This is a genomic window from Streptomyces showdoensis (assembly GCF_039535475.1).
GTDB classification, from domain to species: domain Bacteria; phylum Actinomycetota; class Actinomycetes; order Streptomycetales; family Streptomycetaceae; genus Streptomyces; species Streptomyces showdoensis.
Genome location: NZ_BAAAXG010000013.1, coordinates 130,306 through 144,365, shown reverse-complemented (window position 1 = coordinate 144,365; position 14,060 = coordinate 130,306). Strand labels below are relative to the sequence as shown.

The window sequence follows — 14,060 nt, the reverse complement described above, 5'->3', positions numbered from 1 at the left end:
ACGGCCGCCGTCCCCCGCACGTCACCGCAACACTCGGAGGTATCAACCATGCTCAAGAGGCATCACCGCATCGTGGACCTGAGCGAGACGGAGCCCAACCGCAGGCGCGGAGGCGACCTTCGGGCCATGCTCACGCCGGCCACGGTCGGCTCCACCAGCGGCTTCATGGGCCTGGCGATCATCCAGCCCGGCGAGCGCATCGGCGAGCACTACCACCCGTACTCCGAGGAGTTCGTGTACGTCGTCTCCGGCAGCCTGGAAGTGGACCTGGACGGGGAGGCGCACCCGCTCCGGCCCGACCAGGGGCTCCTGATCCCCATCGACGTACGGCACCGCTTCCGCAACGTCGGCGACGTGGAGGCCCGGATGGTCTTCCACCTGGGCCCGCTCGCGCCGCACCCGAGCCTCGGCCACGTCGACACGGAGGAGTCCGACTCCGACACCGCGCTCGCCGCCGCGGGACCCCACCTGGTGGTGGGCGATCCCCCGGTGCCCGAGCGGAGCGGGGCCGTCGAGTGAACCGGCGCGTGGCGGTCACCGGCATAGGGGTGGTCGCTCCGGGCGGCACCGGGGCGACGGCCTTCTGGGACCTCCTCTCCAGCGGTCGCACCGCGACCCGCGGCATCACCCTGTTCGACCCGGCCGGACTGCGCTCCCGGATAGCCGCGGAATGCGACTTCGACCCCCGCGCGCACGACCTGGACCCGGAACTGAGCGAACACGCCGACCGGTACATCCAGTTCGCCATGGTCGCCGCGGGGGAGGCCGTCCAGGACTCCGGGCTCGACACCGCCGCCGAGGACCCCTGGCGCATCGGCGTCTCCCTGGGCAGCGCGGTCGGCGGCACCACCCGACTCGAACGCGACTACGTCCTGGTCAGCGAGGGCGGCCGACGGTGGGACGTGGACCACCGCGCGGCCGGCCCCGGACTCCACCTGGCGTTCTCGCCCAGCACGCTCGCCTCGATCGTGGCCGAACAGTTCGGCGCCCGCGGCCCCGTCCAGACCGTCTCCACCGGCTGCACCTCCGGCCTCGACGCCGTCGGCTACGCCTTCCACACCATCGAGGAGGGCCGGGCGGACGTCTGCATCGCCGGAGCGTCCGACTCCCCGATATCCCCGATCACCATGGCCTGCTTCGACGCCATCAAGGCGACGTCGCCGGACAACGACGACCCCGAGCACGCCTCCCGGCCCTTCGACGACAACCGGAACGGTTTCGTGATGGGCGAGGGCGCGGCGGTCCTCGTCCTGGAGGAGTACGAGCACGCCAGGGCCCGCGGTGCGCACATCTACTGCGAGATCGGCGGCTACGCCACCTTCGGCAACGCGTACCACATGACCGGGCTGACCGGCGAGGGCCTGGAGATGGCCCGCGCCATCGACAGCACCCTCGACCAGGCCCGGCTCGACCCCACCGGCGTCGACTACGTCAACGCGCACGGCTCGGGCACCCGGCAGAACGACCGGCACGAGACCGCCGCGGTCAAGCGGTCCCTGGGCGCGCACGCCTACGACACCCCCATGAGCTCCATCAAGTCCATGGTGGGCCACTCGCTCGGCGCGATCGGCGCGATCGAGGTCGCCGCCTGCGTCCTCGCCCTGAAGCACCAGGTGGTCCCGCCGACCGCCAACTACGAGACCCCCGACCCCGAGTGCGACCTGGACTACGTACCGCGCACCGCCCGCCCCCGGAAGCTGAGGAACGTGCTCTCCGTCGGCAGCGGATTCGGTGGCTTCCAGTCGGCCGTGCTCCTGACCGGGACGCGCGGGAGGACACGATGAGCACGGAGCACCCGAGGCGCGCGGCCGTCACCGGGATCGGCGTGACCGCTCCCAACGGACTGAGCGCCGACGCCTACTGGAAGTCCGTCCGCGAAGGACTGAGCGTCCTGGACCGGATCACCCGCGAGGGCTGCGAGGACCTGCCGCTCAAGATCGCGGGCGAGGTCCGGTCCTTCGACGCCTCGACCCTCATCGAGGAACGCTTCCTCGTCCAGACCGACCGGTTCACCCACTTCGCCATGGCGGCGGCCTCGCTCGCCCTCGACGACGCCGGCCTCGGCCGCGACGACCCCGAGGAGCCCTTCTCCATCGGCGTCGTCACCGCCGCCGGCTCCGGCGGCGGTGAGTTCGGCCAGCGCGAGCTGCAGAAGCTGTGGGGACAGGGCTCCAAGTTCGTCGGCCCGTACCAGTCCATCGCCTGGTTCTACGCCGCCAGCACCGGCCAGATCTCCATCCGGGGCGGCTTCAAGGGACCCTGCGGCGTCGTCGCCAGCGACGAGGCGGGCGGCCTGGACTCCCTCGCCCACGCCGCCCGGGCCGTACGGCGCGGGACCGACGCGGTCGTGGTCGGCTCCGCCGAGGCCCCCCTCGCCCCGTACTCGATGGCCTGCCAGCTCGGCTACGCCGAGCTCAGCACCGCCGAGGAGGCGGACCGCGCCTACCGCCCCTTCACGGCGGCGGCCTGCGGCTTCGCCCCCGCGGAGGGCGGCGCGATGCTCGTCGTGGAGGACGAGCATCGCGCCCTCGACCGGGGAGCGCCCGTCCGGGCGATCGTGGCCGGCCACGGCGCCACCTTCACCGGCGCCTCGCGCTGGGCCGAGTCCCGGGAGGGCCTCGCCCGCGCGATCCAGGTCGCCCTGGAGGAGGCCGGCTGCGCCCCGGAGGAGATCGACGTCGTCTTCGCCGACGCCCTCGGCGTACCGGCGGCGGACCGCGCCGAGGCGCTGGCGATCGCCGACGCCCTCGGCGCCCACGCCGCCCGGGTGCCCGTCACGGCGCCGAAGACCGGCATCGGACGCGCCTACTGCGCGGCACCCGTCCTGGACACCGCGGCCGCGGTCCTCGCCATGGAACACGGCCAGGTGCCCCCCACCCCCCACGTGTTCGACATCTGCCACGACCTCGATCTGGTGGTGTCCCAGGCTCGCCCCGCCGAGCTGCGCACGGCCCTCGTCCTCAGCAGGGGACTCATGGGATCCAACGCGGCGCTGGTAGTGCGCCGCGGTGGCGACTCCGCCCGGTAGGACCGGGCGGAAAAGGAGAGAACGCACATGAGCATCACCGAACTGTCCTACGACGAACTGGCCACGCTGATGAAGCAGTCGGCCGGGGTCACCGTCGACCCTCGGGAGCTGGAGCAGTCCTCCGGCTCGCCGTTCGGCACCCTCGGCGTCGACTCGCTCGGCCTGCTGGGCATCGTCGGCGAGCTGGAGAACCGCTACGGCCTGGCCCTCCCCACCGACGCGGAACGCAGCAAGACGCCCGCCGAGTTCGTCGGCCTCGTCAACAGCACCATCAAGACCGGAGTCTGACGTGTCTGGACACACCGACAACAGCATCACCATCGAAGCCCCCCTCGACCTCGTCTGGGACATCACCAACGACATCGAGAACTGGCCCCGCCTCTTCAGCGAGTACGCCTCCGTGGACGTGCTCTCCCGCGAGGGCGACACCACCACCTTCCGCCTGACCATGCACCCGGACGACAACGGCAAGGTCTGGAGCTGGGTGTCGGAGCGCACGGTGGACCGCGAGGCCCGCTCCGTCCGCGCCCACCGGGTCGAGACCGGGCCCTTCGCCCACATGAACATCCGGTGGGAGTACGCGGAACTGCCGGACGGCGTCCGCATGCGCTGGGTGCAGGACTTCGCGATGAAGCCCGACGCCCCGGTCGACGACGCGTGGATGACCGACAACATCAACCGCAACTCCCGCACCCAGATGGCCCTCATCCGGGACCGCATCGAGCAGGTCGCCCGCGAGCGCCCGCACGCGCCGGTCCGCGGCTGACCGTCTCCAGGAACCAGGAAGGACACTCGATGCACCACGCCCTGATCGTCGCCCGCATGGCACCCGGCTCGGCGCCGGCCATCGCCGACGTGTTCGCCGCCTCCGACCGGGGCGAACTCCCGCACCTGGTCGGCGTCCACCGACGGAGCCTCTTCCAGTTCGGTGACGTCTACCTCCACCTCATCGAGTCGGAGCGGGACCCGTCGCCGGCCATCGCGCGGCTGACCGGGCACCCCGAGTTCCGCGACACCAGCGAGAAGCTGGCGGCGTACGTCAGCGCGTACGACCCGGAGACCTGGCGCAGCCCCAAGGACGCCATGGCGCACTGCTTCTACCGGTGGGATCGGGACGCCGGCTCCTGACCGGGCCACCGGCCGAACGTCCCTGGGCCGCCCCTCCGCGACAGACGCGGAGCGGGCGGCCCAGGGACGTCGGGGGGACGTCGGTCGTCAGGACGCCGGGGAGGACGTCAGGGGGACGTCAGGACGGGACCGTGCACTCGAAGGCGTGCAGGTAGGCGTTGACCGGACGGATGTCGTCGATGACGAGCCCCGCGTCGGTCAGCCGGTCGACCATGCTCTGCCGGGTGTGCTTCGCCCCGCCCACGTTGAGGAGCAGCAGCAGGTCCATGGCCGTCGTGAACCGCATCGACGGGGTGTCGTCCACCAGGTTCTCGATCACGACCACCCGGGCGCCGGACGGCGCCGCCCGCCGGACGTTGGCCAGCGCCCGGCGGGTGCTGTCGTCGTCCCACTCCAGGATGTTCTTGATGATGTACACGTCCGCGCGGACCGGGATGTCCTCGCGGCAGTCACCGGCCACGACCCGGACCCGGGAGGCCAGCGCACCGCCGTCCCGTAGCCGCGGATCCGCGTTGCGCACCACGCCCGGCAGGTCGAGCAGGGTGCCCTCGAGCCCGGGGTGCCGCTCCAGCAGGCTCGCCAGGACGTGCCCCTGACCGCCCCCGATGTCCGCGACCGAGGAAGCCCCGGACAGGTCGAGCAGCTCGGCGACGTCCTGGGCGGACTGCCGGCTCGACGTGGTCATGGCCCGGTTGAACACGTGCGCCGACTCCGGCGCCTCCTCGTTGAGGTACGGGAAGAACTCCTTCTCGTACACGTCCTCGAAGACGTTCCGCCCGGAGCGCACCGCCTCGTCGAGCTTCGGCCAGACGTCCCAGGTCCACGGCTCGGTGCACCACAGCGCGATGTACCGCAGGCTGTGCGGGTCGTCCTCCCGCAGCAGCCGGGACATCTCGGTGTGCGCGAAGGAGCCGTCCGGCAGCTCCGTGAAGACGCCCTGGCAGGACAGGGCCCGCAGCAGCCGACGGAGCGTCTGCGGCCGGGTCTCCACCGCCACCGCCAGCTCCTCGACGGTCATGGGCTCCTCGCCCAGGGCGTCCGCCACGCCCAGACGGGCGGCCGCGCGGACGGCGGCGGCGCAGGCCGCCCCGAACACGAGCTCCCGCAGCCGCATGGGGGCCGGCGGAGCCGGGTCAACGGGCCTCGGAGCCGGATCAACAGTCGTCATGGATGCCTCGCCTTTGCTGTCGTGCCGTGGGTGGGGGAGCGGGGGAGATCCGGGTCAGCACATCCCCGCGGGCTCGGAGACCCCGCAGGTGTTGCCGCGGAAGGTGTTGCCCTTGCCGGTGTCCCGGTCGGCCAGGTCCGCCGTGCCGTTGCGCAGCACGACGTTGTCGCGGATGTCGTTGTGCTCGTTGTGGGCGCCCACGAAGCTCTTGAACAGCACGATGCCGCCCGAGAGCGGGGAGGCGCCCACGTTGTCCACGACCCGGTTCTCCGCGACCAGGGTCTGCTCGGTGCCGGTCAGGACGATCCCCGAGCCCTGCAGGAAGGGCAGCCGGGGCGTCTTGGGGCAGAGCTTGTTGTTGGCGTGGATGTGGTTGCGGCGCAGGGTCATCGCCCCGGCGCGCGGGGTGGACTCGTCGCCGACCACGAACACCGCGGCGCAGTTGCCGGTGGCGTCGTTGTGCTCGACGGTCAGGTTCCGCAGCCGCCGCACGGTCACCCCGATCCGGTTGCCGGACAGCCGGTTGTGGCTGATCCGCGCGCCCTTGGTGTCGGTGGCGCCCTGCTCCGCGTCGACGGTGTTCGCCAGGAACAGCCCGGCGTCGCCGTTGTCGCGGGCGGTGTTGTGGGTGAACACCCCGCGCTCGGAGCGCTCCTGAGCGATGCCCCAGGTGCCGTTCTGCTCGGCGGTCACCCGCTGGACCTTCAGCCGGTCGGTCCAGGAGGCCCACAGACCGTTCTTCGCGAAGCCCCTCAGGGTCAGCGAGCGCACCGTGACGCGCTCGACGGGACGGTCCCGGGTGCCGGTCACGCAGAGGCCGTTGCCGGCCTTCGCGCACGCGTCGTCGGCGGCCGGCGCCGCGGCCGGCACGAGGACGGTGGGGGAGACGCCGTAGCCGCGCAGCGTCAGGCCGGAGGTGGTGATGCGGACGCTCTCGCGGTACGTGCCGGGGGCGAGGAGGATGGTGTCCCCCGGCCGTGCGGCGTCCACGGCCCGCTGGATGGACTGGCCGGGCTTCACCCGGTGCACCGTGACTCGGTCGTCCTGGGGTGCGGCCGCACCCAGCCCCGAGGCCACGACAGCCGCGGTGCATGCCAGGTGGGCGATCTGTCGCTTCGTCATACGGCGAAGCTATGAGCGCCCGTTCCGGCCCGCCACCACTGATCGCCCGGGCGGGCGCCCCGTCCCCCGGATGCGCCGCCGGACGGGTCACCGGATGATTCCCGGACGGGGCAGCGGATGATTTCCGTACGGGTCACCGGATGCTTCCCGTACGGGGCAGCGCCCGGGTTGCGGCGGCCCGCCCGCCCGATCCCGTACGGGGCACCGCCCCGGGTTCCGGCGGTCCGCCCGCCCGTGCACCCGTCCGACGGATTGGGGTGAAGGCCCCCTAGCCCGTTCGCCACTGACGGACCGTCGATTTCTCCCTGCCCCGCACACCCACACTGACCTGGGGAGACGGCGGCGTACGGAGCCCGCGGCAGCCCGACCGGGGGACACCTGCGCCGGCCGCTCGCGTTGCGAAGATCACGAGCCGGTTATTCCCTCGTGCACGGAGCACAGCACAGACGCCGCGCAGGCACGCCGGCCGAAGGCTCCGCATAGGGAGAGCCGAGAAGGCTCCGCACAAGGAGAAAAGCATGCGTCTCGCACGTCACGGTCTCCAGATCGCCCTGGTCGCCGGCGCCCTCGCCCTGTCCGCACCCGCCGCCCTGGCCGTCGCGGGGGAGCCCGCCGCCGGCGAGTCCACGGGATCCGTCCGCATCAACCCCGGCAAGGCGTACCCCGGCAGCACCGTCACCGTCAGCACCTCCGCCTGCGGCAAGGAGACCTACGGCAAGGGCGAGTCGGAGGTGGCCGGGCAGTTCCACCTGTTCGCCGGCAACCGGCCGGGCGTCCTCACCGGCGAGTTCCGGGTGCCCGAGGACGCCGCCTCCGGCACGGACACCGTGACCCTCAAGTGCCCGCCGCGGATCAAGCAGACCGTCACGTACCAGATCTCCGGCCGGCCGCACGGCGCCGTCGCGGCGGGCTTCGGCTGGGCCGCCGGAGCCGACCAGGCCGACGACAGCGCCACCTCGCTCGCCCTCGGCGGCCTGCTCCTGGGCGGCGCGGTCGCGGGCGGGGTGATCCGAGCCCGCCGGCGCGCCTCCCGCACCGGCGCCTCGGCATGACCATACGACCGCCCCCGGGCAGCGGCCTTCCGCCCCGGCGTCCGGCCCCGCAGCGGGGCCGGACGCCGGGGGCGGGCCCGGACCGGCGCGGAGCCGGCACCCCCGGGCCGGACTCCGGGCCCGGCCCGCAGCCCCGGCGCGCGCCCTCCCCGAAGGCCCTCGTCTGGACCGCCCTCATCGGGACCCTGCTGCTGAGCCAGGCGCTGCGCGACGACCCCGGCGCCCCGCCGGCCACGGCGTCGACGGCCTCCGACGCCCGTCCGCCGACGGCCCAGGGCGCGCCCGGTGCGGGAGTCCGGCCGCTGCCCGCATCGCCCCCGGTACGGATCCGGATCCCCGCCATCGGGGTCGACGCCCTCCTGACGCGCCTGGAACTCGACGCGGCCGGGGTGCTGCAGCCCCCGCCCGCGACGGCCCCCACCCTGGCCGGCTGGTACGCCGACGGGACCACCCCCGGCGCCCCCGGCACCGCAGTCGTCACCGGACACGTCGACACCCCGTTCGGACCGGCCGTCTTCCACCGCCTCGACACCCTGGCCCGGGGCGCCCAGATCGCCGTGGAGCGCCAGGACGGCCGCACGGCCCGCTTCACGGTCGAGGCCGTCGAACTCCACGCCAAGGACCACTTCCCCGACGACAAGGTCTACGGCGCCTCGCGCCGCCCCGAACTGAGGCTGATCACCTGCGGCGGCTCCTGGTCGAGCGACACCGGCTACCAGGCCAACACCGTGGTGTACGCGACGCTGACCGGGGCGGACTAGAGCGCCCGCCCCGCCGACGGCCCCGCCCCGGCGCGCGGCCCCGGCCGGCGGAAGCGCGTCCGTTGCACCACGGCGCTAGGTCCTGAACTCCCCCCGTCCCGTGGCCAGGGCGCGGGCGCCAGGGGCGCAGGCCCGCTCCAGTGCGGTGCGCTCGCCGGCGGGCAGCGTGCGGGCCGCGCCCCGACGGCCGGAGTCGAGGGAGGCCGTCGCGTCCCGGAGCCAGGCCGAGTCGGGGGTGACGCCGATGAACTCGGCCAGCCGGGTCAGTTCCCCGGCCGGGTCGTCGAGGAGGTCCTCGTAGGCGAGGTCGGCACCGCGCTCCGCGGGCAGGGAGCCCATGAAGGCGACGCCGTCGGCGACCAGGGTGGACCACAGTTCGCCGAACGCGGCCGCCGGGAGGGGCCGGTCGTCGACCAGCGCGGGGTCGAAGGTCTCGCCGAGGAGGGCCGCGAGGTGCGGGGGCAGGCCGCGGACCTGCTCGGCGGTCAGCTCTGCGACGGGGGTGCCGCCGCACCGGTCCTCGATCTCCCGCAGCTGGATGATCGTGCGGTAGCCCACGTGCCGGCTCATCGACAGGGCGCAGTCGGGGCCGTCGCGGAACAGGTGCACGAAGCGGGCCTCGGGGAAGGTGCGGCGCAGGAGGGCGGCCCACGGGGTGGAGTAGCCGGAGCGCTCCACCACATGGGTCCGCCCCAGCCGGCCGCACAGGTCGTCGAACAGGGCCCGGTGGTGCGCGGCCGGGCTGCGTTCGGGCCAAGCGGACACGGTGCCCGCGAGGGCGTCGAGGAGGCCGTCGGGGTCGTCGGTGAGGTGCGGCAGGACCATCAGCGACAGGGCGGGGATGCCGCCGACGGCGTCGTAACGCCCCCCGGGGAGACGGGTGTAGAGGAACTCGGGCAGGGCCAGCCCGCTGCGGAGCAGCCCCGCGAAGTGCGGGGTGGGCTCGGCCAGCGCCCGCCAGAACTCCGCCCCGCCCACGGGGTGCCCGGGGAAGGCGGTGCTTCCGACGGAGGCCATGTACTCGTTCAGGCTCAGCACCTCGGGGTGGGCGGACAGGATCCGGGACAGCGCGGTCGACCCGCTCCGGCCGGTCCCCACGACGAACGTCAGACTCCGCATGCGCGCTCCACCGTCTCCTCCGTCCTCCTGCGCCGGCCCGTCCCTCACCCGCCGCCCTCCACCGAACGGTCCGTCCAGCCGGGCAGCGACGCGCCCTCCGGAAGCCTTCCGGCGAGCCGCAGCGGTGCCGCCCCGTCGGCGCGTACGGCGAGCAGCCGTCCCGGTACGCCGGCGCTGACGCCACCGGTGGCGGTGACGCCCACGACCCGTCGGCTGCCCGCCGCGAGAACGTAGCGCGTTCCGCCGGGCGCCGACCAGTACGCCCCCGCGAGGACGTCCTGCCCGAACCGGCCGCAGGCGGCGGTCCGGTGCACCGTCGTGACGGGGAGGGTCCGTCCCGGCACCTCCAGGGTGATGTCCGCCGTGCCCCGCCCCTCCCAGGTGTCGGCCCGCGCGCAGACCCACACCGCGCGCCCCGCCTTCTCGGGCAGCTCCTGCGCGGCGTACTCCCAGCGGTTGACGGAGCGGACGCCGCCGTCCCGGAGCCGGGCGAGCGAGCACGCCGAGCGCGCCCACGCCGCGAGGCCGAGCGGGCCCGTGGCCTCGCGCGGCCGGCGCGCCGGTTCACCGGGCACGGGCAGCGGCGTCCAGGTCAGATGGGCCGGGACCAGGCCGCCCAGGTCGGCGAGGAGGAAGGCGTGGTCCTCCACGATCCGCGTCGACGAGCGGAGCTGGAGCGCCGTCACCCGCGCGCAGGAACCGGGCGCGGCGGCCGTCGGTTCGGCGTCCGCCAAGGGCTCGGTGGCGCCGTCCGCCGCCATGCGCAGGGGCCGCAGGGGGGAACCGGGAGCACCGAGGTCCCGCGTCCCCGCCTCCGCCACCCAGGGCGCGAGCAGATACCGGGTGCGGTTCCCCGTCCGCGCGAGGACGACGGCCGCCGCCGTCGTCACGTCGCCGTCGTCGGCCCGGGTCCGCACCAGCGCCGGCCGGCCGTTCCCGGGCCCCGGCCCGGGTTCGGTGTAGCGGACCAGCGTGCGGCCGGTGTGGAGCAGGACGACGGCCGCCCCGTCCACGGTGCCCGCGTAGAGCAGCGAGGGAGCCTCGGAGCCGGCCGCGAGGGGCCCGCCGCCCGTCCACTCCGTCAACGCCCGCCGGATCAGGGCCCGGTCGTCGGCGCGGTCGCCGCGCGCGGGCCAGGCGGTGAAGTCGACCCGGGAGGTGTCGGCCCACCGGTCGGCCGGGACGCGGACCGGGAGACCCGTCGCCACCTCGCCGGAGACCGCGGACGCCGCCGTACGCGGGGGAGTCGCGGGCGGTCCGTCGAGGACGCCGACGGCGGTTCCGGCGAGCAGGACCACGGCGCCCGCGAGGGCGGCCAGCCGGACGCGCCGCCCCCGGCGCAGCAGGTCGGTCGGGCGCAGATGGACCGTGCAGGGATCGAACTCGGGTCGCCGCAGCAGCTCGGCGACATCGGGGCCGCAGGCCGCGCGCAGCCGCTCGGCCTCCGCGGCGGCCCGCCCCGCCTCGGCCACGCCCGCCCCGCGGAGCAGGGCGACGACGGCGGGCGGAGCGAGGTCTTCGAGGGCGGTCAGGGCGAGCGCCGCGCGGGTCGCGGGAGCCGCCGCCGCGAGCGCCCGGTCGAGCGCGAGTTCGTCGGTACCGCCGGCCCGGGGGAAGAGGCGCAGGCCGAGCACCTTGGGCAGGGCCGCGCCGAACGACACCCGCAGCGGCGGCCGGAGGGCGTCGTGGACGACGCGCGCGCGGAGCCAGTCGTGGGCGGACCCTCCGGGCTCCCCGCCGGTACGGGACCGGGGGACCCGCCGGGCCTCGCCGGGGGCTCCGGCGCCTCGCCCTCCCGTACCGCCGCGCGGCAGGCCCCCGGCCCGCCCGAGGCTTCGCTGCACGAGGGCGTGGGCGGCGAGCACCCGGCGGTGGCGGCCGAGGTCGGGCGGCAGGATCAGGTGCGCCAGCCGTACCAGGGAGGGGTAGTGCTCGACCAGGGCGGCCTCGGCCGCGTCCCGGGAGGGCGGTCGCGGGGCGGGTATCGAGGTGGTGCGATCGGTCGTGTCGTTCGTCTGAGGGGACTGCATACAGGGGCCAACGACCCCGCGGGGACGACGTCACCTCGGACCTGTGACCGGGTCCCGCCCCGCACCGCGCGGAACCGTCGTCGGGCCGCACGGTGCGGTTCCGGCCTCGTTGGCCGAAGGAGCGTCGTCCTCTGGGGGGAGGGGATGCCGTCCTTCGGGGGGATTCGGACAAGTCGGTGGTGAGTAAGGGTTCTTGGGACCGAACGCCCACCTCACGCGAGGATCTCCATCACCGTGCGAAGCACACGAATAGCGTCCGTCGTGGCCCTCGGCGCCGCCGCGACGCTCCTTCCCGCCCTCACCCCCGCCGTCGCCTCGGCGGCCGGAACGGCGGCCACGGCAGGCGCGACCGCCGCCACGAGCGCCGCCACCACGTCGGCCGACCCGCTCGCGCGCTTCGCGCGGCAGAAGCCGCGCTGGAGCCGCTGCGACGCCCAGGGGCCGGCGGAGTACCAGTGCGCGACGATCAAGGTGCCGCTCGACTACGCCCGCCCGAACGGCCGCACGCTCGACCTCGCCGTGTCCCGGACGAAGGCGACCAGCGCCCGTGACCGGCGCGGTGTGCTGCTGCTGAACCCCGGCGGGCCCGGCGGGCCGGGCCTCGACATGCCGCTCTGGATGGCGCCGATGCTGTCGGACGACGTGAAGAAGCGGTACGACCTGATCGGCTTCGACCCCCGGGGCGTCGGCCGGAGCTCCGCGCTGGGCTGCGGGCTGAACGACGCCGACACGGCGTGGCAGCGCCCGTACAAGGCGGCGACCTTCGAGAAGGACGTCCGATGGGCGCGGACCGTCGCGGAGAAGTGCCGGGCGCGGAACGGCGCCGTCCTGCCCCACATCACCACCCGCAACACCGCCCGCGACATGGACGTCGTCCGTGCCGTGCTCGGCGAGAAGAAGATCTCGTACCTCGGCTACTCCTACGGCACCTATCTGGGAGCCGTCTACACGCAGATGTTCCCGAAGCGAGCCGACCGGTTCGTCCTCGACAGCGCGGTCGACCCGGAGCGGATCTGGCGCGGCATGATCCAGGTGTGGGCCGAGGGCGCGGAACCGGCCTTCGCGCGGTGGACCGTCTGGGCCGCCGAGCGGAACGCCACGTACGGGCTCGGCGGCACCCCCGCCGAGGTCGGTGCGACGTTCTGGGCGCTGGTCGCCCAGGCGGACCGCAAGCCGATCGAGCTCGACGGCGCCGCCCTGAGCGGCGACGACATCCGGCTCGCGGGGCGCGGCGCGTTCTTCGACGTGACGTACGCGAGCGAGGCGGTCGTCCGGCTCAAGGCCGCCGCCGAGGGCCGGACCCCGGCGCCGGCGCGGCGCGGCTCCTCGCTCGCCCCCGTACCGCCGACCTTCGCCCGCACCGCGGCCGCTCCGGCCGCGCCCGTCCCGCCCGCCGTCCCGGCGGACAACATGGACGTGGCCTTCTGGTCCGTGGTGTGCGCCGACACCCGCGCGTGGCCGCGTGACCCGGCCCAGTACCGGCGCGACGCGATCCGCGACAAGGCCAGGTACCCGCTGTACGGGGACTTCGCGTCGAACATCAAGCCGTGCGCGTTCTGGGGGCCCGGCGCCGAGCCGGCCACCAAGGTCGGCAACTCCGTCGGCGCCCTCGTCCTGCAGAACGAGTGGGACTCCCAGACGCCCCTGGTCAGCGGGCAGGGGCTGCGGCGGGCCCTGAAGGGGGCCCGGATGGTCACCGTCCTCGGCGGCCAGGGCCACGGCGTCTACGGCCTGGGGTCGTGCGCCGACGCCACCGCCACCGCCTACCTGGTCACCGGCCGCCTGCCGGCCGCCGACCTCAGCTGCCGGACCTCGCCCGCGCAGGCCCACCGCTCCACCGGGCACCCGCTGCCGGGCGTCCCGCAGCGCCTTCCGATCGGCCAGGACCGCTTCTGACGGCACTCCGGCCGGACCGCCGAGGGCGGGGCTCCGCGCGACGGGGCCCCGCCTTCGGCGTGGGATGATCCTGCTCCGACGGACGAGGAAGACGAAGGACCGATGGAACTGAGCGTGGGCCGGCGGGTGCGGCTGGCGGCCGACCTGGTGTGGAACGGGACGGTGGCACCGGCCGGGGAGCCCCCGGCGGAGGCGGGCTTCGGCGGCGCTTCGCTGGCCCTGGCGGCGGGTGTCGAGGGAACCGTCGAGCGGGTGGTCGAGCACGGCAGGGAACCGAGCCCCGAGGCCGAGGAGTTCCTGCGTCTGAAGGCGCTCCACGACTCCTACGGGCACCAGATGCCGCCGGCCAGCAGGATCCGCCTGGAGGAACAGGTCGGCGCCCTGGAGCCCGCGTGGATCGCCTACGAAGGGCAGAAGGTCCGCGTCACGGCCCGCGTCCGCCTCGACAACGGATTCGTCCTCGACGACGCGCCCGAGGAGTTCTTCGCCGTCTAGCGGCCGGTGCGGAGACGGTCCGGGTCCGGACCGGCAGGCCCGGACCGGCGGGTCCGGTGCGGCGGGTCCGGTGCGTCACCGGTGGTCGTGCCGGAACGAGTCCAGGACCCCCTCGGCGCGGTGCCGGATGCTCTGCGCCTTCTCGCGGATCCTGGCCTTCGTCCGGTCCGCCTTGCCTTCGGCTTCGAGGCGCTCCTGGCCGGTGATCCTTCCGGTGATCTCCTTGAGCCTGCCCTTGGCCTTGTCCATGGCGCCGCTCAT

General features: G+C 74.5%; 15 protein-coding genes. 10 read left to right on the top strand and 5 right to left on the bottom strand.

Annotated features, from left to right (window positions below; all coding sequences use genetic code 11):
• Window positions 1–48: 48 nt before the first annotated feature.
• From ABD981_RS09635 to ABD981_RS09610, 6 genes are read left to right on the top strand one after another with little or no spacing between them, the layout of a single operon-like run.
• On the top strand, window positions 49–519 hold the full coding sequence (locus ABD981_RS09635) for a cupin domain-containing protein (protein WP_046906674.1): 471 nt from the start codon (window positions 49–51) through the stop codon (window positions 517–519).
• Complete coding sequence (locus ABD981_RS09630) at window positions 516–1,784, top strand: beta-ketoacyl-[acyl-carrier-protein] synthase family protein (RefSeq protein ID WP_046906673.1); 1,269 nt, start codon at window positions 516–518, stop codon at window positions 1,782–1,784. Before ABD981_RS09635 ends, ABD981_RS09630 begins: the two co-directional genes overlap by 4 nt.
• Window positions 1,781–3,028 carry a ketosynthase chain-length factor gene (locus ABD981_RS09625; RefSeq protein WP_046906672.1) on the top strand — a complete coding sequence of 416 codons (1,248 nt, stop codon included), beginning with the start codon at window positions 1,781–1,783 and terminating at the stop codon, window positions 3,026–3,028. The genes ABD981_RS09630 and ABD981_RS09625 overlap by 4 nt, the downstream gene beginning before the upstream one ends.
• Window positions 3,029–3,055: 27 nt before the next feature.
• Window positions 3,056–3,316, top strand: a complete 261-nt coding sequence (locus ABD981_RS09620; RefSeq protein WP_046906671.1) for an acyl carrier protein — start codon at window positions 3,056–3,058, stop codon at window positions 3,314–3,316.
• A 1-nt stretch (window position 3,317) separates the two neighbouring features.
• Complete coding sequence (locus tag ABD981_RS09615) at window positions 3,318–3,794, top strand: SRPBCC family protein (RefSeq protein ID WP_046906670.1); 477 nt, start codon at window positions 3,318–3,320, stop codon at window positions 3,792–3,794.
• Window positions 3,795–3,823: 29 nt separating this feature from the next.
• Window positions 3,824–4,156: a TcmI family type II polyketide cyclase gene (locus ABD981_RS09610; protein ID WP_046906669.1), complete on the top strand. Its 333-nt coding sequence runs from the start codon at window positions 3,824–3,826 to the stop codon at window positions 4,154–4,156.
• Between the two features lie 118 nt (window positions 4,157–4,274).
• On the opposite strand, the gene ABD981_RS09605 is transcribed toward ABD981_RS09610, so the two are convergent.
• Together ABD981_RS09605 and ABD981_RS09600 are read right to left on the bottom strand one after the other, a co-directional pair.
• Entirely contained in the window at window positions 4,275–5,324 is a 1,050-nt protein-coding gene (locus ABD981_RS09605; RefSeq protein ID WP_046906668.1) for a methyltransferase, read from the bottom strand.
• A gap of 54 nt (window positions 5,325–5,378) precedes the next feature.
• Window positions 5,379–6,446 (bottom strand): right-handed parallel beta-helix repeat-containing protein, encoded by a 1,068-nt coding sequence (locus ABD981_RS09600; protein ID WP_046906667.1) that lies wholly within the window; start codon window positions 6,444–6,446, stop codon window positions 5,379–5,381.
• A gap of 518 nt (window positions 6,447–6,964) precedes the next feature.
• On the opposite strand from ABD981_RS09600, the gene ABD981_RS09595 reads away from it, so the two are divergent.
• Window positions 6,965–7,498: a hypothetical protein gene (locus ABD981_RS09595; protein WP_046906666.1), complete on the top strand. Its 534-nt coding sequence runs from the start codon at window positions 6,965–6,967 to the stop codon at window positions 7,496–7,498.
• On the top strand, window positions 7,495–8,259 hold the full coding sequence (locus ABD981_RS09590) for a class F sortase (RefSeq protein WP_123954430.1): 765 nt from the start codon (window positions 7,495–7,497) through the stop codon (window positions 8,257–8,259). Before ABD981_RS09595 ends, ABD981_RS09590 begins: the two co-directional genes overlap by 4 nt.
• Window positions 8,260–8,334: 75 nt before the next feature.
• On the opposite strand, the gene ABD981_RS09585 is transcribed toward ABD981_RS09590, so the two are convergent.
• Window positions 8,335–9,378: a sulfotransferase family protein gene (locus ABD981_RS09585; protein ID WP_046907613.1), complete on the bottom strand. Its 1,044-nt coding sequence runs from the start codon at window positions 9,376–9,378 to the stop codon at window positions 8,335–8,337.
• Between the two features lie 44 nt (window positions 9,379–9,422).
• Window positions 9,423–11,408 carry a hypothetical protein gene (locus ABD981_RS09580; RefSeq protein WP_046907612.1) on the bottom strand — a complete coding sequence of 662 codons (1,986 nt, stop codon included), beginning with the start codon at window positions 11,406–11,408 and terminating at the stop codon, window positions 9,423–9,425.
• A gap of 234 nt (window positions 11,409–11,642) precedes the next feature.
• Here ABD981_RS09580 and ABD981_RS09575 point away from each other — a divergent pair, with 234 nt between their 5' ends.
• Window positions 11,643–13,304 carry an alpha/beta hydrolase gene (locus tag ABD981_RS09575; protein WP_046907611.1) on the top strand — a complete coding sequence of 554 codons (1,662 nt, stop codon included), beginning with the start codon at window positions 11,643–11,645 and terminating at the stop codon, window positions 13,302–13,304.
• Between the two features lie 102 nt (window positions 13,305–13,406).
• Window positions 13,407–13,799: a hypothetical protein gene (locus ABD981_RS09570; protein ID WP_046907610.1), complete on the top strand. Its 393-nt coding sequence runs from the start codon at window positions 13,407–13,409 to the stop codon at window positions 13,797–13,799.
• A 75-nt stretch (window positions 13,800–13,874) separates the two neighbouring features.
• On the opposite strand, the gene ABD981_RS09565 is transcribed toward ABD981_RS09570, so the two are convergent.
• Window positions 13,875–14,060, bottom strand: coding sequence for a CsbD family protein (locus tag ABD981_RS09565; RefSeq protein ID WP_046907609.1), 186 nt, complete (start codon window positions 14,058–14,060; stop codon window positions 13,875–13,877).